At 67.7% G+C, this 17864-nt stretch carries 16 protein-coding genes; 13 read left to right on the forward strand and 3 right to left on the reverse strand.

Annotated elements, in window-relative coordinates:
- Nucleotides 1-549 precede the first annotated feature (549 nt).
- The 3 genes from ACOJUI_RS07890 to ACOJUI_RS07900 are packed head-to-tail and all read right to left on the reverse strand — an operon-like array spanning nucleotide 550 to nucleotide 4423.
- Nucleotides 550-2835 carry an ATP-binding cassette domain-containing protein gene (locus ACOJUI_RS07890; protein WP_422117502.1) on the reverse strand — a complete coding sequence of 762 codons (2286 nt, stop codon included), beginning with the start codon at nucleotides 2833-2835 and terminating at the stop codon, nucleotides 550-552.
- Nucleotides 2832-3644: an ABC transporter permease gene (locus tag ACOJUI_RS07895; protein WP_422117503.1), complete on the reverse strand. Its 813-nt coding sequence runs from the start codon at nucleotides 3642-3644 to the stop codon at nucleotides 2832-2834. Before ACOJUI_RS07895 ends, ACOJUI_RS07890 begins: the two co-directional genes overlap by 4 nt.
- On the reverse strand, nucleotides 3641-4423 hold the full coding sequence (locus ACOJUI_RS07900; protein ID WP_422117504.1) for an ABC transporter ATP-binding protein: 783 nt from the start codon (nucleotides 4421-4423) through the stop codon (nucleotides 3641-3643). Before ACOJUI_RS07900 ends, ACOJUI_RS07895 begins: the two co-directional genes overlap by 4 nt.
- Before the next feature lie 61 nt (nucleotides 4424-4484).
- On the opposite strand from ACOJUI_RS07900, the gene ACOJUI_RS07905 reads away from it, so the two are divergent.
- The 13 genes from ACOJUI_RS07905 to ACOJUI_RS07965 all read left to right on the forward strand — a co-directional run bounded on the left by ACOJUI_RS07905 (nucleotide 4485) and on the right by ACOJUI_RS07965 (nucleotide 17782).
- Nucleotides 4485-5246, forward strand: coding sequence for a TetR/AcrR family transcriptional regulator (locus ACOJUI_RS07905; RefSeq protein WP_422117505.1), 762 nt, complete (start codon nucleotides 4485-4487; stop codon nucleotides 5244-5246).
- Between the two features lie 133 nt (nucleotides 5247-5379).
- Nucleotides 5380-6216 (forward strand): helix-turn-helix domain-containing protein, encoded by an 837-nt coding sequence (locus ACOJUI_RS07910; RefSeq protein WP_422117506.1) that lies wholly within the window; start codon nucleotides 5380-5382, stop codon nucleotides 6214-6216.
- Nucleotides 6217-6434: 218 nt separating this feature from the next.
- A complete protein-coding gene (locus ACOJUI_RS07915) occupies nucleotides 6435-7514 on the forward strand; it encodes an ImmA/IrrE family metallo-endopeptidase (RefSeq protein WP_422117507.1) in 1080 nt (359 codons plus the stop codon).
- The gene (locus ACOJUI_RS07920) at nucleotides 7514-8449 is read left to right on the forward strand and encodes a bifunctional DNA primase/polymerase (RefSeq protein WP_422117508.1); all 936 of its coding nucleotides are present in this window, start codon (nucleotides 7514-7516) and stop codon (nucleotides 8447-8449) included. Before ACOJUI_RS07915 ends, ACOJUI_RS07920 begins: the two co-directional genes overlap by 1 nt.
- A complete protein-coding gene (locus tag ACOJUI_RS07925) occupies nucleotides 8446-9150 on the forward strand; it encodes a DUF2637 domain-containing protein (RefSeq protein ID WP_422117509.1) in 705 nt (234 codons plus the stop codon). Before ACOJUI_RS07920 ends, ACOJUI_RS07925 begins: the two co-directional genes overlap by 4 nt.
- On the forward strand, nucleotides 9147-9563 hold the full coding sequence (locus ACOJUI_RS07930) for a hypothetical protein (protein ID WP_422117510.1): 417 nt from the start codon (nucleotides 9147-9149) through the stop codon (nucleotides 9561-9563). The genes ACOJUI_RS07925 and ACOJUI_RS07930 overlap by 4 nt, the downstream gene beginning before the upstream one ends.
- A 91-nt stretch (nucleotides 9564-9654) precedes the next feature.
- Nucleotides 9655-10557, forward strand: coding sequence for a hypothetical protein (locus tag ACOJUI_RS07935; protein ID WP_422117511.1), 903 nt, complete (start codon nucleotides 9655-9657; stop codon nucleotides 10555-10557).
- Nucleotides 10554-11561, forward strand: coding sequence for a ParB N-terminal domain-containing protein (locus ACOJUI_RS07940; protein ID WP_422117512.1), 1008 nt, complete (start codon nucleotides 10554-10556; stop codon nucleotides 11559-11561). The genes ACOJUI_RS07935 and ACOJUI_RS07940 overlap by 4 nt, the downstream gene beginning before the upstream one ends.
- A 41-nt stretch (nucleotides 11562-11602) precedes the next feature.
- A complete protein-coding gene (locus ACOJUI_RS07945) occupies nucleotides 11603-12292 on the forward strand; it encodes a hypothetical protein (protein ID WP_422117513.1) in 690 nt (229 codons plus the stop codon).
- A 12-nt stretch (nucleotides 12293-12304) separates the two neighbouring features.
- Nucleotides 12305-13942, forward strand: a complete 1638-nt coding sequence (locus tag ACOJUI_RS07950; protein WP_422117514.1) for a M23 family metallopeptidase — start codon at nucleotides 12305-12307, stop codon at nucleotides 13940-13942.
- Nucleotides 13943-14115: 173 nt separating this feature from the next.
- On the forward strand, nucleotides 14116-15234 hold the full coding sequence (locus ACOJUI_RS07955) for a site-specific integrase (protein WP_342038997.1): 1119 nt from the start codon (nucleotides 14116-14118) through the stop codon (nucleotides 15232-15234).
- Between the two features lie 5 nt (nucleotides 15235-15239).
- Nucleotides 15240-15587 carry a helix-turn-helix domain-containing protein gene (locus tag ACOJUI_RS07960; RefSeq protein WP_144588645.1) on the forward strand — a complete coding sequence of 116 codons (348 nt, stop codon included), beginning with the start codon at nucleotides 15240-15242 and terminating at the stop codon, nucleotides 15585-15587.
- Between the two features lie 110 nt (nucleotides 15588-15697).
- Nucleotides 15698-17782 carry a hypothetical protein gene (locus tag ACOJUI_RS07965; RefSeq protein WP_422117515.1) on the forward strand — a complete coding sequence of 695 codons (2085 nt, stop codon included), beginning with the start codon at nucleotides 15698-15700 and terminating at the stop codon, nucleotides 17780-17782.
- Nucleotides 17783-17864 lie beyond the last annotated feature (82 nt).

Below are 17864 nucleotides of genomic sequence, written 5' to 3' on the forward strand. Positions count from 1 at the left end.
CGCATCCGATGCGACTTGGGACCTTCGCGCCTCGTCTGAAAGACGTGTGGTGGCTCAGACGGGAGGTGGACGGAGGCCCGGACGGGTGCGGCCAGACGGCTCGATAGAGCGGTGTGCTTCGCCGCGGCGCGTGAGGCGGGCGACGGCAGGAGGAGGCCGCGAATCGGGCGATCGAGTACCTTGCTCGCGACCGGCCTGGCGGCTTCCTCGTGGAGCCGGCCGGGGAGCGCCCGTCAGCCGGAGCCCTCATGCACAGCCACAACGATCGCCGCCGTCTACTCCGCGTTGGCTCACTGTCCAGCGGCTATGGCGGCCTCGACCTCGCAGTTGAGCACGTCTTCGATGCCGAAACGATCTGGTTCTCCAGCGTGTGTGGAATGGCTAATGGGGCTGCCGCATGGCTGGGTCACGGCGGCGGAGCATGGTTTGACTCAGAACCAACAGATCACGGCACTCGGTAACGGGGTGCTGCCGATTCAAACCCTGACTGCGCTTAACCCCATTCACGACGCAGCGTGAGTGATGGCCCCGGCGTCCCGACCAACCTCTCTAGTCTTCCGACGATCCCGACCGGACGTACCGTCGTAGGTGTGTGGCGGTGTGGGTATCTGCCGTCGCGATCATCTCGTCCGGGGTGCCTTCGTAGACGATGCGGCCACCGTCATGTCCTGCTTCGGGGCCGAGGTCGATGATCCAGTCGGCGGCGGCGATGACATCAAGATTGTGCTCGATCACGACGAGCGTGGAGCCCGCAGCCACGAGGCGGTCGAGCAGGGTGATGAGCCGTGCGATGTCGGCGATGTGCAGGCCGGTGGTCGGCTCATCGAGGATGATCGTTCGGCCCGGCGTGCCGAGTTCTGCGGCGAGTTTGAGTCGTTGACGTTCACCGCCGGAGAGGGTGGAGAGCATCTGACCGAGCGTGAGGTATTCGAGCCCTACGTCACGGAGTCGTTCGAGGATGCGCAGGATGGGCGGTTGGACGAAGTAGCCGAGGGCGTCGGTGACGCTCATCTCGAACACGTCGGCGATGCTCTTGCCCTCGACCGTGTGGGCTTGCGCTTCCGGGGTGAATCGTCGCCCGTCGCAGACCTCGCAGCGAGTGAGTACGCCTTCCATGAAGGCCAGGTCGGTGTAGATGACGCCGTTGCCTTCGCACTCCGGGCATCCTCCGGTGGAGTTCGGAGTGAACAGGCCGACGGGCTGCCGAGTTGCCTTGGCGAAGGCGTCGCGGATCAGGTTCAGCAGGCCGGTGAAGGTGGCCGGGTTGGAGCGCCGGGAGCCACGGATCGCTCGCTGGTCGATGACGACGGTGTCGGGCTCAACGGCGGGGAGGCTACCGAGAATGAGGCTCGACTTGCCCGAGCCCGCAACGCCGGTCACCACGGTCATCACCTCTCGCGGGATGCGAGTGTTGACGTTTTGGAGATTGTTGGCTTTGGCGTCGCGAATCTCGATCCATTCCGTCGTCTCACGCCGATCCCGCTCGACTCGTCGGTGCTCCCTCAGCCCGCGGCCCGTGGGCGTGTCGGCTCGGGTGAGCCCGCCGTAGTCACCTTCATAGATGACGCGCCCACCGGCGACACCGGCTCCGGGGCCGAGGTCGATGAGGTGATCGGCGAGGGCCATGATGTCGGGATCGTGCTCGACCACGAGCACGGTGTTGCCTCGGTCGCGGAGAGCTTGCAGCATCCTCCCGAGTGAGGCCACATCGCGCGGATGCAGGCCGACCGTGGGCTCATCGAACACATAGAGCATGTCCGCGAGGGCGCTGCCGAGGTGACGAACCATCTTGATTCGCTGCGCCTCGCCGCCGGAGAGGGTCGAGGTCGCGCGGTCGAGGCTGAGATAGCCGAGCCCGAGCGTCATCATGCGTTCCAGATGGACGCGCAGGCTCGCGACGAGTGGAGCGACCGTCTTGCCGTCGATGCCGTTGGCCCAGGTCACGAGGTCGCTGACCTGCATCGCATTGCAGTCCACGATGGATACGCCGTGGATCAGGCTCTCTCGTGCTGGCTCGGCCAGCCGACTGCCACCACACTCCGGGCACGCCCCCCGTGCGACGATCCGCTCAAACGCGGTTCGCTGAGCACCCTTGAATGACTCGGGCTCCCGCTGCAAGTAGATGCGGTTGAAGCGCGTCACCAGTCCCTCGTAGGCGGTGCCCACCGCGTCCATGCCCGCTGGCGGGGTGTGCTTGCCTGCCGGAGCGTGCAGGAACAAGTCGCGCTGCTCCTGGGTGTAGTCGCGAATCTTCATGTCCGGGTCGAAGAACCCCGACTTGGCGTAGGCCTTCCACAGCCACGTTCCCGGCTTGAAGGTCGGGAAGGTGATCGCTCCGGCGTTGAGTGAGCGATCGTCGTCCACCAGCTCGGACTCGACCACCGCGGCCGCGACGCCGAGCCCTTGGCAGTTCGGGCACATCCCCGCCGGGTCGTTGAAGCTGTAGGCGTGGGAGTACCCGGCTGAGGGCTCCCCGAGCCGGGAGAACAGCAGCCGCAGCCGTGCGCCGATGTCGCTGATCGTGCCCACCGTCGAACGCGGGCCACCGCCAAGGCGCTGCTGATCGACCACGATCACCGCGGACAGGTTCTCCAACACGTCCACGTCCGGGTGCGCGTAGCTTGGGAGACGCCCTTGCGCGAATGCGGAGAACGTCTCGTTGAGCTGTCGCGCCGACTCCGCCGCGATCGTGTCGAACACCAGCGACGACTTCCCCGACCCGGAGACGCCGGTCACCACGACCATGCAATGCTTCGGCACGTCGAGGTCAACGTCTTTGAGGGAATTCTGCCGTGCCCCACGGACTCGGATCACGTCCTGGGTTTCGGTCGTCATGAAAGCCTCCGGTATGCGCGAATCGACAAGGGGATGAACAGCGCGGACAGGATCAGGGGCCACAGGAACGCGAACAGCACGGCGTGGTCGGCGGCGATCGTCAGCCCTTGCGTCTGTCCGCCGGTGAACAGCTCACGAGCGGCTGAGGCGGTGGCCGAGAGCGGATTCCATTCGGCGATCGCTCCCAACCAAGACGGCATCGTGCGAGGCTCTACGAACACGGTGGAGAGGAAGGCAACCGGCCAGATCGCAAGTTGCGCCGTCGTCGCGGCTTCGGGAGTTCCCGCTTTCAGTCCGATCCAGACCCCGGCCCAGAGCAGACCGAACCGGAGCCAGAGCAGCAGAAGATAGGCGAGGACGATCGAGTCGAGCCCGTTGTCCGGCCGCCAGCCCAACGCGAGCCCGGCCGCGGTGACGACGGCGAGTTCGACGATGGCGGTGAGCATGTCAGCGAACACCCGCCCGAGCAGCACGGAGCCCCGAGAGATGGGGAGCGTCCGAAACCGATCCGTCACGGTCTTGGCCGCGTCGTTCGTGACCGCGCTGATTGTCGTCTCGATGCCGGACAGCACCGTGAAGGCGAGGATGCCGGGCACCACAAAGACGATGTAGTCGCCGGTCGTTCCGGCGATGGCCCCACCGAGCAGCCCGCCCATGAGCAGCATGACCATGACCGGGAACAGCAGTTGGATGCTGAATGTGACGGGGCGGGCACGCCAATGCCTGACGGCGCGTCCAGTTAGGATCAACGACTCCTGCAACAGGCGTCCACGACTGCGCGGCGCGATGTCGATACTTGTCGTGGTCATGCCACCTGGTTCCTTTCGTGCAGATGCAGATACACGTCTTCGAGGGTGGGCTCGCGCAGCTCCATCCGAGGCTCACCCACGAGTGCTTTGAGGTCTTTCGGCGTGCCCGTCGCCAGCACCGAGCCCTCGCGGAGGATCGCCACGTCGTCGGCGAGCTCGTCGGCCTCTTCGAGGTACTGGGTCGTGAGAAGCACGGTGGTTCCGTCCGACACCAGAGCACGCACGGCATCCCAGATCGTGCGACGTGCGACCGGATCAAGCCCGGTGGTCGGCTCGTCAATGAGCAGGATCGACGGACGGGTAATCATCGAGGTCACGAGGTCCAGGCGACGCCGCATACCCCCGGAGAAACCGGACACCCGGCGATCAGCATGTTCGCTGAGGCCGGCTTGATCCAGCAGCTCGTCGGTCCGCGCGCGTGCACTCGCACGGGTCAGCCCTATCAGCCGGGCGAACAGTTCCAGGTTCTCCCGAGCCGACAGCACCTCATCCAGCGCCGCGTACTGGCCGACCACCCCGATAGCGGCCCGCACTCGCGCCGGGTCGCCGTCCACGTCGGCCCCGTCCATCGTGACCGTGCCCGCATCCTTGCGAGTCAACGTGGTCAGAATCCGTACCAGCGTCGTCTTGCCTGCGCCGTTGGCTCCCAGCAGCGCGCAGACCCGACCGGCGTCCACCCGTAGGTCAACGCCGTCGAGCGCCGGCCGGTCCGCGCCCGGAAACGACTTCCGCACGCCCTGCACGATGATCGCGCCCCGCGTGCTCTCGTTGCTGCTCATACCGATCCTTCCTGTCATGCTCTACACTGTATTATACAACGTAGAGTTAGGAGTCGGACGGATGGCGAAGCGAACCGAAGTCGATGAGCTGAAGCTCCTCGGCCTGCTGTGGAAGGAGTCGCCCGCCGGCGCGCGCAGCGGCATCAGCAAGCAGAGCATCACCGCCCTGGCCGTGGACCTTGCCGATAAGGAGGGCCTTGACGCGGTGACCATTCGCCGCCTCGCTGCGGAGGCAGGAGTGACCGCGATGGCGCTCTACCCCCACATCGGCGGACGTGCGGAACTCATCGAACTCATGCTCGATCACGTCGCGGGCTCGACCTACGCCAAGACCGGAGTGCCCGACGACGCGGACTGGCGTGCACGGATCTCGGCGATCGCCGACGCCAACTGGACAAGTTGCCAAGAGCACCCGTGGATCACCGACGCTGCGCCGGGCCGACCCGTGCCGGGCCCCGGAGCGTCGGCCAAGTACGAGGCCGAGCTGCGCGCACTCGACGGCATCGGTCTGACCGACATAGAGATGGACCACACGCTGACGGCGCTTGTCTCGTTGGTGCATGGCACAGCCAGAGCCACCATCGCGACTCAGCGATCACGCGAACCCGATGAACAGAACGACACCGGATGGTGGGCGAACATCGAGCCTGCCCTGACCGCCGCGATCGGCGACCGCGCTCGGTTCCCCACCGCTTCACGAGTTTCGCAGGCGCTCGGTGAGGCGACCGGAAAGGCCAACGACCCGGAGGGTGCTTATAGGCGTGGTGTGACGTTGTTTCTCGAAGGGCTCGCGCGACAGCGCGGCGCCAACGCTGACCGCTGAGCGTCCCCACCAGCAGAGTGCGCCGCCGAGCAGGGCCGTCGAGCGTCCAGCGCTGAGTCTTCCCGCCTGCGATCCCCTGCTCGCCCGTACTCGCACAGTGCATCGTCCAGTGGGGCCGGTCGCTTATGACTGCGTGAAGGTCATCGTCGTCCGCGACGGGAGCGCGGTCTTGTTCAGTGAGTTCGGACAGAAGCCAGTGAACGTCGGCGACGTGGTGCTACTCGGGGCGAACACGCTCTGCGGAAGCGAGCCCGAAGGCCACATCACTGTGACCACGATCTACGCCGACACGGACTATGTACTCGATCAGGTGTTCTGGCAGCATGTCGGACTCGTGCGGGATCGTTTCGAGGTGCAGGACTTCGCCGCAACGATCTACACCGAGCCAGCGCAGATTCTCCGTGTCGGTGAGGATCGGGCCGGGATGCTCATGCCGTGGCTGGACGAGCTGGTCGCGCTCAGTGTCGAAGAACGGCCCGTGGCGAACTTCTACCGGATGCAGGCACTCTGGTTCAACGTCGCTCATGTGATCGCACCGTTCATCAAGACCTCCCAGGTCCGCACGTCACCGACACAGCGGGCCACCGCTTGTCCGACATGGCCTCGGATTCGTCGGTTCGCACCGCTTCGGGCAGAGGCACGCAAGGCTGCTGACCTGCTACGAACGGAGCCCGAGCGACGGTGGTCTGTGACGGAGCTGGCCGACGAGGTGCATCTGTCGAAGTCGCAGGTCGGTCGCCTGTTCGTTGAGGCATTCGGGAAGTCGCCGATCGCGTATCTGACGATGTTGCGGACGGAGCGGATGGCAGTGCTTCTGCGCACCACGGATGCTCCGATCGCGGTGATCGCTGAGGAGGTGGGGTGGAGCGATCCTGACTTCGCTGCGCGCCAGTTCCGCCGTAGTGTTGGTGTTACCCCCAGTGGTTATCGGGCGTTGAGCCGTGTGCAGGCTCCGCAGGCGACCGGGTGAAGCGCGCATCCATCCCGGCGATTACCGCAGGATCAAGGCTTGCAAGCCCTTGGACTGGTTCCCATCCGGTAGTCCGGTAGAGACTCGTCGGGTTCATCACCGGGCCGGCGGCCACAGTCTCGTTCCGTTGTCCGTCTCGTCTTCTGATCCTCCCGGCGTACCTCGTGGTCGCACGGCTGTTCCCTCTCGGGGCGGCCCCGGCGGAGGGAGGCCAGACAATGGCTATGAGGAACGAGACTCGGGAAGCAAAGCTCGAAGCTCTCGAAGAACGCATCGTGCGCTCGGCCGAGGAACTGGTGTCGGGCGAGGACTGGCGGCGGGCGATGGAGTTCGCTGCGCGGTTCCGATCTCGCTCGTTCAACAACACGCTCCTGATCTGGACGCAGCACCTCGAAGCCTACGAGCAGGGCCGAGTACCCACGCCCGTGCCGACATGGGTGGCGGGTTACCAGGACTGGAAGAAGCTGGGCCGCTGGGCTGAGGCCGGCGGCGGCTACGAGATTCGTTCCCCAGTGCGGGTGAGGTTCGCTTCGGCGACGCCGAAGGACCCGGCGTCGTGGCGGCGGCTGGCGAAGGGCCAGAGTCCGCGTCCGGGTGAGGTTGTGCAGCGTCGAGTCGTCAACGTCGTTCCCGCTCATGTCTGGGACGTGTCGAGAACACACGGCGCCCCGTTGCCGGAGCTGCCTACACCGAAGCTGCTGGAAGGTGAGGCACCCGACGGTCTGTGGGAGGGGCTGGCCGCTCAGGTCGAGTCCCTGGGGTATGAGGTGCTGCGGATGCCGGATTGCGACGCGATGCGTGGCGCGAACGGCATGACCGACCCGGAGACGCGGCAGGTGCTCGTGCGGACCGACATGGACCCGGCCGCGCAGGTGAAGACCCTCGCGCACGAGCTGGGGCACGTTCGGATGCACGGGCCGAACCAGCAGGAGGCGCGCCAGCATCGCGGGATCGGCGAGGTCGAGGCCGAGTCGGTGGCGCTGATGATCGCCGCCGCGCACGGCATGGACACCAGCGACTACACGATCCCCTATGTCGCGGGGTGGGCGGCGAAAGTGGACGGTAAAGACCCGGTGCAGGTCATCCGGGACACCGGCGAGAAGGTCCGACGCATCGCGAAAGAGGTGCTGGATCAGCTCGACACGATGCAGCTTGGCAACGGCCAGCCACTGTCGCTGCGGATCGACGCCCCCGAACAGACTGCGACTGCGCAAGCCGCCGGGCCAGCGTCGCAGGTCGAGCCGCTGCCGGATCGAGAGTCACGGACGATGCAGACGGTGGCAGGGCGGGGGCTGTGATGGTCGCCCCGGATGATGTGGCTGCGGTGTTCCGGCACCTCGGCGAGATGTCGTTGCCGGTCGCGGCGCGCGAGCTGGCGCGGGCCGGGGTGCCGGTGTTCCCGTGCGTTCCGGGCGAGAAGCACCCGATCGTCAAGCGTGGTTTCCAGCGAGCGACGAATGATCTGCACCGGGTGCAGAGGTGGTGGCGGTGGCGGCCGACCGCGAACATCGGCATCCCGACCGGCGCGGTCTCGGGTCTGGTCGTGATCGACGTGGACGTGCACGGCGTCAACGGATATGCCTCTTACGCGCGGGCGGCTCGTGCCGGTCTGATCCCGGCACCGCTGGCGGCGGTTACCACGCCCACCGGCGGACAGCACGCCTACTTCCCGGCGTTCCCTACTCGGGAGCAGCGGTCGTGGGCGGTCGGCGATGCCGGGATCGACTGCCGCGGGGACGGCGGCTACATCATCGCCCCGCCCTCGGTGCTCCGGCTGGACGGAGAACGCATCCCGTACCGGGTCGATCAGGTCGCCACGGGCCGGGTGGAGCCGGTGGATGCCGTGCGGTTGCGGAACTTCCTCGCGCCCCCGCCGCCGCGACGCCCCCGGCCAGAGGGCCGGCAGGTCGCCGGGCGGGAGGACGCGGACCGGATGGCGGCGTGGCTGGCACGGCAGATCAAGGGCGACCGCAACTACAAGCTGTTCTGGGCCGCGTGCCGTCTGGCCGAGGGGAACGTGCCCGTCTCCGATGCTCTCGATGCGCTGGTGCGGGCAGAGCAATCCGACTTCGGGGAACGAGAGATCACCCGCACCGTCTACAGCGCCTACCGCACGGTCGGGGCGGCCTCGTCTCGTCAGAACCGCTCCGGCTCGTCTCCGAGCCCGCCGGCCGGCGGGCTCGGGCGTCGTGCCCCGGAGCACCGCGTGTCCGCGTCGAGGGGGCTGACATGAGAACGCAGTCGCGCCGCTGGGCGGTGGCAACGGCCACCGGAGGCACGGTCGGGATCGCCGGCTTCGCGTTCTGGCTGTCGTTCATCGCCTTGACCGACCTGGCACGCCGCTCCGGGGTCGCCGAAGGGCAGGCATGGGCGTGGCCGCTCATCGTCGATGGCCTGATCGTGGTCGCGACTGTCGCGGCGTTCGCTCTCGATGGGCACCGCTCGGCGTGGTATCCGTGGCTGCTGCTCATCGCCGCGACCGGCGTCTCGGTCGCCGGGAACGTCATGCACGCAACCGTCACCGCCGAGCCCGGTGTGCCTGCGCTCCTGGCCGGGTGCGTGGCCGCGGTGCCGCCGCTGATGCTGCTGGCGAGCACGCACCTGACCGTCGTCTTGATCCGCTCCACCAGACCCCAAGAACCCGAGACCGTGCACGAGCCCGCGACGTTCGCGGCGACCGTCGTGGAACCGCCGGCCCCATCCTCGCCCGAACACTCGACGGAGGTGAACGGCGAGGACCGCCGGACGCTAGCGGCAGAGCTGCGGGAGCTGGGCTGGTCGAACAAGCGGATCGCCCGCGAACTCGACGTGCATCCCTCAACGGTCGGCAGGTGGCTGCCTCGCGCCGACCACGCCGAGGTTCCCGGTGCTCACCAGACCGATGAGACGGACCTGTCCGGGTCCGAGCTCGTGATGGAAGGAGCTGCACGATGAACGACGACGACAAGACAACCTTGGCCGATCACTACCGCCGCCACGCCGAGCCAGAGCAGGCCCGCGCACCGCGGAAGAACCCGAACCCTGCCGAGGAAGCAGAAGCGGCGGGCACACCGGATGCCATGAAGGACGCGGCATCGCGTCGGGACGCGAAGGCGAGGCTGGCGAAGGTCCGAGGCCGCGGCGTCGATTGGGTGCGCCCGACCGACCTGATGGCGCAGGGCAGCGGAACCGTGTCCCGTCGCGGTATCGACCTGACCGCCGCGGGAAACCGGCGCGTCCGTGCCCCGATCGTGACGGGTGCGCGGTGGCTGGGCGAGCGTACCCGGCGCCTGCCGCCGCTGTCGGCGTTCGGTCGCCGCGGCGGTCCCGATCAGGGCCAGGTCCGGTCCGGGGTCGGGATGAGGTAGCCGGGTGGTGATGAGTCGTGGACGCCCGGCTGGTCGAGGCAGAACCCGCAGACGGCTGCGGGAGCACCTCGCCGCCAGGAGGTGCCCGACCATGACCAACGACACCAGAACCACCGGCACGAGCGATGATCGGCCGGCTGAGGACTACCGCAGCAGCGAGGGCCTGCGCGCCCTGCTGAATCGGCTCCACTCGGCCGGCCGTGGCGCGTGGGAGCACGACCCCGTGGCAGCAGAGCTGATGACGTTCGCCGCGGAGAAGTACGCGGCGCTGGCGCATAAGCACCGGCTCGACCCGTGGGAGGCCGCGTCAGCGGCGTTCGATGTGATGCGCACCAAGGCCGCCCGCACCGCCGACGATCCGTGGGCGGTCGTCACCCATGCGGTGCGGATCACCTGCGTCGCCGAAGAACGCGGCCAAGGGCTGATGTGCTCGACCCACCAGGCCCGGAGGCCGCGCTACTCGGTGTTCCATGACCCGGAGCGTTTGTCGGACCGCGAGAACCCGCTGGACGACTATCACCCGGCCTTCCTCGTCACCGACACCCACGGCGAGGACGACGAACCGCCCGAGCCGGAGCGCGACGGGGCGGGAGTGACCACCGCGACCGCGGCTGTGGAGGACGCGATCACGCTGCTGACGCTGCTGGGCTGGCCGGTTGGCACCGCACGGGCGGCGGTCGAGCACGTCTGCGTGGCGCTGACCCGTGTCGGGAACCGGCACACCGCCTACGAGACGTTGCGGCGCGACAAGCACGCCAGGGCGCTGCTCGATCTGCCCAGCCGGTCATGGGCTGTGCTGCTTCGTGCCCTGCTCGGCTCTCCGCTGGCCGAACTCGCGGCGACAGGCGCGGGACGTGGCGTGCTGCTGCGGTTGCTGATCGGCGAGACGCTGCCGGTCCTGCTGCGTGACGACGACCTCGTGCTCACCCTGTCCCTGGCGGTGCCGGGCACCAGCACGCCGAGCGCCAAGAAGAAGTCGCGGGGTGCGGGATGAGCGCACCTGCCGGGTACATCGAGCTAGAGCGGGCGGTGGATTCCATCGTCATCGGACGCCGGCACCGCACCGACCTGGGCGACATCGACGCGCTGGCCGCGTCGATCGACCGCGACGGCCTGTTGCAGCCGCCGACGATCACCCCGGACGGAGTGCTGGTGTGCGGGCTACGCAGGCTCGCGGCGATCAAGAAGCTCGGCTGGCGACGAGTCAGCGTGTGGGTGCGCTCGGGCATCTCGGACCGGCTCGGTCATCTGCTCGCCGAGCAGGACGACAACCAGCTCCACAAACCTCTCGGCCCGGTCGAGGCCGCCTCCCTGTACCGGGAAATCAAGGAACTCATGGCCGAGGACGCCGCCCGCCGCAAGGCCAAGACTCAGTTCCAGGAGGGCCACGAACCCGGAAAGCATGGTCCCGCCGAATCGACGGGACCATCGGCCTCGCCCCAACTCGGCGATGCTCGCGCGCAGGCGGCGCAGATGGTGACCGGCTCGTCGTCCTATACCCGGCTGGAACAGATCGGGTTCCTGCAACGCCTGGCCGACGACCCGGCCGTCTCGGAGGCGCTGCGGACCCAGGCACGGGATGGGCTGGCGCAGATCGAGGGCGGCGCGCCGGTCAATCCGATCTTCCAACGGCTCCGCGACGCGCACGCCGAGGCAAGCACTGACCGGGACCGCAGGTTGCACGAGCTGGCCGATGAAGCCCTGGCCCGCGTCCACACCGCCAAGGCGAGCAAGGCCAAGAAGCCGGCGCCGCCTCGCCGCCGGATCACCGAGGATGATCAGCCGCCACGGTTCCCGGTGCGGGCGTTCATCCTGACGTGGGGCGACATGGAAGCGTGGTGGACCCACTACGACGTGGACGAGCTGGCCGCCGAACTCACCGATGAGCAGGTCGAGGCGTTCTTCGCCACGGTCGAGGGAACCACCGAGTTCGCCGGCCGGCTCCGCGCTGCCCGCACCGAGGCGCCGTCCGGGCGGCCGCTGCTGCGCGCTCTCTGAGCACCCCTTGCCGCCAGTCGCCCGCGGGCTCACCTCGCGGCATGAAGACGAACCCCGCCTCCTGGTCCCGTGGCCGCTTGATCGCCGTGATCGCCGCCGGTCTCGTCCTGCTGCTCCTGATCGGCGTCGGCGTGTACGGGCTCATCACCGGCCCGAAGCACCCCGGCGACCCGAACTCTGACCCCGCTCCCACGGTCACCGCGCCGGGCGAGTCCGAGCCCGGCAGACCGGGGCCGCCGCGGGTGGTGCCCTCGAACGACCCGGACGAGTTCGCCCGCAACGTCGCTGAGGCGCTGTTCGCCTGGGACACCGGGTCGGGCCTGATGCCGTTGGACTACTCGGCCGCGATCTTGGAAGTCGGGGACCCCTCCGGTCACGAGCAGGCCGGGCTTGCCGCCGACGTCGCCGGCTACCTACCCACCCGTGAGGCGTGGATCGAGCTGCGCAAGTACGCCACGACCCAGCACCTCACGATCGACAACTCCTTCGTGCCCGAGGCATGGGGTCAGGCGGTCGAGCAGGCGCAGCCCGGCCAGCTCCCCGCCGGTGCGACGGCCATCACGATCGAGGGCATCGGCCACCGCGAGGGCTTATGGAACGGCGAGCCGGTGGCCTCGGAGCAAGCGGTGTCCTTCACCGTGTTCCTGGCCTGCCCGCCACCGGCACCGCAGTTCCGCACCGGCTTGTGCCATGTGCTGCGGCTGTCGCAGCTCGACAACCCGCTCCGGTGAACAGGGGTTGTCGTGGTCAAGAAGCTCCTCATCATCGGGCTCGCCCTCGTGCTGTTCGGACCGGCCAGCATCCTGCTCGCCATCGGCGTGCTGATGAACCCCGCCGCCGCCAACTGCGTCGTGCCCGGCGGCAGCGTCACGGTCGGCAACGTCCCCGACTCGCTGACCGTCACCACCGCGAACGGCACCACGTTCACGCTGAACAAGACCCAGCTCACGCACGCGGCGACGATCATCACGATCGGAGGCGGGATCGAAGGCGTCGGCCGGCCTGGAATCAAGATCGCGCTGATGGCGGCGCTCACCGAGAGCACCCTGCGGATGCTGGCGAACACCGGCGCCTACCCCGAGAGCGGCGACTTCCCGAACGACGGCAATGGCAGCGACCATGACTCGCTCGGTCTGTTTCAGATGAGGCCGCAATCGGGCTGGGGCACCGTCGCGGAGCTGATGGACCCGCAGTACCAGGCGCGAGCGTTCTTCGGCGGACCGGACGGCCCGAACTACCCCTCGCCGCGTGGACTGCTGGACATTCCCGGCTGGCAGCAGATGGACCCCGGTGAGGCCGCCCAAGCGGTCGAGGTCAGTGCCTACCCGGACCGCTACCGCAACTACGAGCCGGTCGCAGAAGCCATCCTCGATGCCTTCACCGGCGCATCCGGCGGTGTGGGACAGGCAGGCCAGGCCAGTGCCGTGGCCGCCGCGGGGCCAGTGGCCGCAGCCGCGCGCGTCGTGTTCCCCCTGCCCGAGGGAACGTGGGTGCTCACGTCCTCGTTCGGGCCGCGCATCCACCCGATCACCGGAGAGCCCTCGTTCCACACCGGCACCGACTTCGCCGCCCCCGATAGCACCCCGAGCCTCGCCGCCGCCGATGGTGTGGTCACGGTCGCCGAGTTCAGCGGCGGCTACGGCGGCCTGATCGTCATTGAGCATCAGATCGACGGCCAGGTGGTGGCGACCGCCTACGCCCACATGTGGCAGCACGGCATCCACGTCACGGCCGGTGACCGCGTGGTCGCCGGGCAGCACATCGGCGATGTCGGCAGCTCCGGCAACTCGACGGGGCCACATCTGCATTTCGAGGTCCGGCCCGGCGGCACCAACGCCGAGGCCGTCGATGCCGCAGCGTGGCTCAACGACCACGATGCGGCGGACCTGCTCGAAGCCACGGTCGGCAGCCCGAACGGGTGTGACACCTCCGGCGGCACGGCAGGCGAGCCCGCGCCGCTGGACGGCGACCCCGACGAGATGGTCGATGACCCCACCAGCGACGGGCAGATCACCGCGCGGATGGCGCACCTCATGGCTCAAGCCCGTGCCGCGTTCCCCGACAGCTCCTGGGCCTGCTACTCGCCCCGGCCCGGCACAACGTCAGAGCACCCGCTGGGCCGGGCGTGTGACATCACATTCGGGAACCTGATCGGGACACACCCGACGCCCGCGCAGCTCGAGGACGGGTGGCGGGTGACGAACTGGATGAAGGACCACGCCGAGGCCCTGGGCGTGGAGTACCTGATCTGGCAAGGCCAAATCTGGTCCCTGGCCCGCGACGCCGAAGGCTGGCGCCCCTACAACGGCGGCGGGATGCACGACCCCGGCGACGTGACCGGCGGCCACTACGACCACCTGCACGTCACCGTCAGGGCCTAAGGTCCGATGTTACATCTAATGTACGATTCGTACCTTAGATGTAAGCCGAATTCTCGGAGCTCTGCGGGATCGCGGTCGTCTCCAACCTAGTAGGGACACCCCACCTGACCAGGCGTTTCGCTGATGATCTTACATTTGATGCATGATTCTTACATTTAATGTAAGGTCGTGACATGGTGTTCTCAGACGATCAGGTGCCCGGTGCAGGGGCGTCGGCGTCTGGCAATGTGTCGCTGCTGCGGCCGGCGGAGCAGTTCTTCGATGAGATGGTGACCGGCTGGTCGGCGCAGCAAACCTCGCGGATGCTCGCGGTGCAGACGATCCAGACCAGGGCATCGCAGGTGCGACGGTTCGCCGACTTCTGCGGGACTCCGCCCTGGCAGTGGTCGCCGGCAGACGTGGAGGAATGGACGACTCAACTCGTCTCGGGGTCGCGGCCCCTGTCGGTGTCCACCGTTCGGGCGTATCAGAACTCGATCGCGCTGTTCTGCGACTACCTGATCGACCACCGCTACGGTTGGGTTGATCGCTGCCTGGAACTGTTTGACTCGCACCCGGTGCAGGTCTGTCACGAGTGGAACACCGTGATTCATGTCAGCGATCACGAGGCACGACCAGGCGTGCGACCGCTGTCGCGCCTAGAGCTGCAGACGTTCTTCGACTATGCCGACGATCTGGTGGACCAGGCTCGCTCCTCCAAGCGGAAAGGCTGGCTGACGCTGTTCCGCGACGCCACGTTGTTCAAGATGATCTATGCGTTCGGGCTGCGTCGCCGCGAGGCCGCGATGCTTGACCTGCCCGACTTCACTCGCAACCCGCAGGGCTGGGAGTTCGGCCGGTTCGGGGTCTGCAACGTCCGCTGGGGCAAGGCGATGCGCGGCTCGCAGCCCAGACGCCGGGCGGTGCTGGCGGTGTTCGACTGGACGCGCCCGGTGATCGAGGAGTACGTGACCGAGGTACGGCCCCGCTTCGATCTTGCCGACAAGACGATCCTGTGGCCGACCGAGCGCCAGGGCCGCATCCGGCTCAAGCACATCGACGATCGCTTCGCCGACTGGCGCGATGACCTCGGCCTGGACCGGTCGCTGCACCCGCATTGCCTGCGGCACTCGTATGTGACGCATCTGATCGAGGACGGTTTCGACCCGCTGTTCGTCCAGCAGCAGGTCGGGCATCGCTGGGGCTCGACCACCGCCCTCTACACCGGCGTGTCCGGGGACTACCGCAACCGAACCCTGCGCCGCGCTCTGGACGCGGCGTTCATCTCACCAACAGCAGTTCAAGGAGGCTGATTGCCATGACGAAGACCGTTGCCTATCACTGGCACCTGCGCAAGGTGATGAACGAGCACGGCATGCAGTCCACGACTGATCTGGTGCCGCTGCTGGCCGACCGGGGCGTGGTGATGACCTCCACCCAGGTATATCGGATCGTGGTCGGCCAGCCTGAGCGGTTGAACATGGCGTTCCTGGCTGCGCTCTGCGATATCTTCGGCTGCACCCCGAGCGATCTGATCGAGCCCTACGTCGCCTCGGCCTCGCAGCGCGGCCGCAGGACGGGGACCACCGGCAAGGCCACCCCGCCGAAGAGCGGGAGCAAGAACCGCCCGACCCGCGCCACGATCCGCGGCGCCGACGAGTCCTGACCGCTTCGCGCAGGTCGTGCCTGGACTGCGATCTGCCGATCCAGCGCTCCAACGTCAGCGGGCCGCGTTGTCGTTGCGGTGACAAGCGTCTCGCCGCGACCCGCCAAGCCATGAAACGTGAAAGCCAGCAAGCGACGATCCTTGCCCTGCTGCGCACTGTTGATCCCAGCGTCACCGACGGCCTGGTCGAGGAACTGCTGGCCGAAGTCGCATCCGCGCCAAGTTCCCGGTCGCAATTGACCAAGCACCTCAGCGCTGATCCGGGCGTGCTCACCGCTGGCGGGTCGCGGATGCGCAAGGTCGTCGGCGAGTTCCTCTACGCCGCGATCACCGCCGGTGTGACCGGGCTCGTCTCACCCTCGTGCGCCCTGTGTTCACGGCCTCGCACACTGTTCCACTCCCACGGTGACGGCGAACGCATCTGCACGAGTTGCTACAGCCGACTGCGGGTCGCGACCTGCAGCGAATGCGGACGCGAAGGCCAGCGCATCAATGTCACTATCGGGCACAGCCCAGTCTGCGAATGCTGCCATCAGCGCCATCGTCCCCAGGAAGTCTGCGCTGGTTGCGGACGGATGCGCGTACTCACACGTTCCCGTGACGACGGCCTGGGCTACTGCCGCGGATGCCGAGCCGAACGAGGAAGGTGTGAGGTCTGCTCCGGTTGTGGCAAGACGCGCCGGGTCAACGCTCGGACCGAAGCTGGCGACGCGCTCTGCGGCACCTGTTACACCCGGACCCGCACCGCCGAGGACGCGTGCGACGAGTGCCGAGCCATCGGACCATTGGCGGCCAGAGCTGGCGGCAGACGTGATGGCTCACAGAACCTCTGCGCACGCTGCTACCGGCATCCCAAGAGGCCCTGCGGCCTTTGCGGACGGCTCAAACGAGTCGCGCTGCGGGCCACCGACACGACGCCGGACGTCTGCCCGACCTGCTACCAAGCACCTGTGATCGACTGCTCGATCTGCGGTCAGCAGGCCCTCGGTCGTCGCGCCACGAACCACGGTTCACCGCGCTGCTTCGCTTGCCAAGCCGCCGGGCTGATCGACACCGCGCTCACCGGCCCCGACGGGAGCATCCGCCCCGAGCTCATTCCCGTCCGTGATGCGCTGACCGAACTCGAGCGTCCTCGGTCACTGCTGAACAACTGGCACAGCCTCGCCAGCATGCGGCTGCTGACCGACATCGCCCAGGGGAGGATCGAACTCAGACACGAGGCCCTCGACGCGCAACCGCAGGTGTTCTCGGTCAACTACCTTCGCGCCATGCTCGTCGCCGCCGGGGCGCTGCCTCCACGCGATGAGAATGCCGCCCGGTTGTACCGCTACGCCGCCACAGCCGCAGACGAAGTGACTGACCCCGAGCTGCGCAGCGTGCTCACTCGCTATGCCCGCTGGCATGTCTGCGGCCGCGTCAAAACCGACCGACACCAGCGGATCGCCCCCAACGTCGCGGCACGCTGCCGAGCCGACATCGACACCGCCCACGCGTTCGTCGATCACCTCACCGCAAGCGGGCACGACCTGGACGACTGCCCGCAAGCCTGCCTCGATGCCTGGATCACCACTGATCGCAGCCGACGCCTCGGCTTCATCCACTGGCTCAAACGAGGCGGCTACCTTGCCCTGACCCGGTTACCTGAGCCTGTTCCTCGCAAGGACCCCGATCACGAGGTCGACCCCGACGACCAGATCGCCCTGGCCCGCCGCCTCCTGCATGAACCCGACAGTGGCAGCATCGAGGATCGTGCCGCAGCCTGCCTGATCTTGCTCTATGCCCAACCTGCCGCGAAGCTCGCCACCCTCACCATCAACGATATTGAGATTCGCGGCGGAGACACCTACCTCGCACTCGGCCCCGAACCTCTGCTGCTCATCCCGCCCTTGGACGCACTCGTCACCGCGCTACCAGTCGCCAAGCCATTCGGCCCCGCAAGTACGCTTGCCAGCCCCCGATGGCTGTTCACCGGGAAAATCGCCGGCAGCCATCTGCACCCAGCATCCCTGATGCGCCGCATGCACCGGCTCGGAATCACCACCAGGGCCAGCCGAAACACGGCGATGCTGTACTTGGCCTCGACCACCCCACCGGCCGTGTTCGCATCCCTAATCGGCGTTAGCATTGGCGCCGCGACCCGCTGGGCCACCCTCGCCGGTGCTTCCTGGAACACCTACGCCGCTGCCCGCCGATAGGCACGCCGGCGCGAAAGGTCCAGATCCGCCGCGACGGATGGCCCGACTACTCCCACCTCCTTGCGGTGCTGGTTCGAGCTCC

Source organism: Brachybacterium sp. UNK5269 (assembly GCF_049266655.1).
In the GTDB taxonomy this organism is placed as follows: Bacteria; Actinomycetota; Actinomycetes; order Actinomycetales; family Dermabacteraceae; genus Brachybacterium.

Coding starts and splice junctions, on each gene's coding strand:
- ACOJUI_RS07890 (WP_422117502.1), bottom strand. CDS start 2,835: ATGACGACCGAAACCCAGGACGTGATCCGAGTCCGTGGGGCACGGCAG.
- ACOJUI_RS07895 (WP_422117503.1), bottom strand. CDS start 3,644: ATGACCACGACAAGTATCGACATCGCGCCGCGCAGTCGTGGACGCCTG.
- ACOJUI_RS07900 (WP_422117504.1), bottom strand. CDS start 4,423: ATGAGCAGCAACGAGAGCACGCGGGGCGCGATCATCGTGCAGGGCGTG.
- ACOJUI_RS07905 (WP_422117505.1), top strand. CDS start 4,485: ATGGCGAAGCGAACCGAAGTCGATGAGCTGAAGCTCCTCGGCCTGCTG.
- ACOJUI_RS07915 (WP_422117507.1), top strand. CDS start 6,435: ATGGCTATGAGGAACGAGACTCGGGAAGCAAAGCTCGAAGCTCTCGAA.
- ACOJUI_RS07920 (WP_422117508.1), top strand. CDS start 7,514: ATGGTCGCCCCGGATGATGTGGCTGCGGTGTTCCGGCACCTCGGCGAG.
- ACOJUI_RS07925 (WP_422117509.1), top strand. CDS start 8,446: ATGAGAACGCAGTCGCGCCGCTGGGCGGTGGCAACGGCCACCGGAGGC.
- ACOJUI_RS07930 (WP_422117510.1), top strand. CDS start 9,147: ATGAACGACGACGACAAGACAACCTTGGCCGATCACTACCGCCGCCAC.
- ACOJUI_RS07935 (WP_422117511.1), top strand. CDS start 9,655: ATGACCAACGACACCAGAACCACCGGCACGAGCGATGATCGGCCGGCT.
- ACOJUI_RS07940 (WP_422117512.1), top strand. CDS start 10,554: ATGAGCGCACCTGCCGGGTACATCGAGCTAGAGCGGGCGGTGGATTCC.
- ACOJUI_RS07945 (WP_422117513.1), top strand. CDS start 11,603: ATGAAGACGAACCCCGCCTCCTGGTCCCGTGGCCGCTTGATCGCCGTG.
- ACOJUI_RS07955 (WP_342038997.1), top strand. CDS start 14,116: ATGGTGTTCTCAGACGATCAGGTGCCCGGTGCAGGGGCGTCGGCGTCT.
- ACOJUI_RS07960 (WP_144588645.1), top strand. CDS start 15,240: ATGACGAAGACCGTTGCCTATCACTGGCACCTGCGCAAGGTGATGAAC.
- ACOJUI_RS07965 (WP_422117515.1), top strand. CDS start 15,698: ATGAAACGTGAAAGCCAGCAAGCGACGATCCTTGCCCTGCTGCGCACT.